Annotated in this window: 1 protein-coding gene; it reads left to right on the top strand. The window is 73.5% G+C overall.

Features of this window, described 5'->3' with window-relative positions; genetic code table 11:
* Positions 1–82 precede the first annotated feature (82 nt).
* Positions 83–1,141: a TetR/AcrR family transcriptional regulator gene (locus tag ACFUVW_RS20865; protein WP_430573204.1), complete on the top strand. Its 1,059-nt coding sequence runs from the start codon at positions 83–85 to the stop codon at positions 1,139–1,141.
* Positions 1,142–1,206: the final 65 nt, after the last annotated feature.

Raw genomic sequence — 1,206 nt, 5'->3', positions numbered from 1 at the left:
GCCCCGTTCCGACCCGGAACGGGGCCACGAGCCCACCCACAACGATGCTGGACCGATCGACCGGGTCGGGGATGATGACTCCATGACGGACACGCCGGAGACGGACCTGCCGGAGACCGACCTGCCCGGGCCCGACGTGCCGGAGCTGCCGCCGCGCCTTGCGCTCGCGTGGGGCGTGGCCGAGCGGCCGGAGCGCGTGCCCCGCCGCGAGCTGAGCATCGAGCGGATCGTCGAGGCCGCCGTCGAGATCGCGGACGCCGAGGGCCTCGCCGGCGTCTCGATGGCGCGCGTGGCCAAGAGCCTCGGCTTCACCACGATGTCGCTGTACCGGTACGTCACCAGCAAGGACGACCTGCTGCTGCTCATGCTGGAGCTCGCGCTCGACGAGGAGTTCCCGGCCGCCCACGACCCGGCCGACTGGCGCGCCGAGCTGCGGGAGTGGGTGCTGTTCGTCATGGCGGTGTACCGGCGCCACCCGTGGGCGCTGGACATCCCCATCACGGGCGCGCCGATGACGCCGGCCAACCTGCGGTTCCTGGACGTCGGGCTGCGCGCGCTGCGGTCGGTGCCGCTGTCCGACGACGAGAAGATCGCCACCGTGCTGCTGGTCAGCGGGTACGCGCGCAACAGCGCGGGGCTCGAGCGCGACCTGAACCACGCCGTCGCGGAGGCCGGGGACGACGACGGCGTCCTGGGGTCGTCGTTCGGCGACGCCCTGCGCGTCCTCGTCGACGAAGTGCGGTTCCCGTACCTGCGGCCGCTCGTCGAGCGGGGCACCTACGTGCCCCAGGGGGAGGGGTTCGACGAGATCGACGACGTCGCGTGGGGCCTGGAGCGCCTGCTCGACGGCGTCGCCGCCTACCTCGCGGAGAAGACGGCGGCCGGCGCGCCGCCGCAGGACGTGTTCGCCGCGGCCGACCACGAGGGCATCGCGGAGGTCGAGGCCGGCGTCGTCGTCGCGAACGCCTACGCCTCCGACGCCAAGGTGAAGAAGGCCGCGGCCAAGCGCAAGGAGGCCGAGAGGCGGCTGCGCGAGGACCAGAAGCGGGTGCGCGAGCGGGAGAAGGCGCTGCGCGACGCGCGCAAGGCCGAGGCGGAGGCGGTCAAGGTCGCCAGGGAGCGGGCCGAGCGCGACCGCTGACCTTCGAGCAAGCGATCCGTCGGGGGAAACCGCCGCTTCCCGCGACGGATCGCTTGCTCGAAGGG

Source organism: Isoptericola sp. NPDC057391, assembly GCF_042668085.1.
Lineage (GTDB): Bacteria > Actinomycetota > Actinomycetes > Actinomycetales > Cellulomonadaceae > Isoptericola.
The sequence above is the reverse complement of the archived record's forward strand: the minus strand, read 5'-3'. Positions and strand labels throughout refer to the sequence as shown.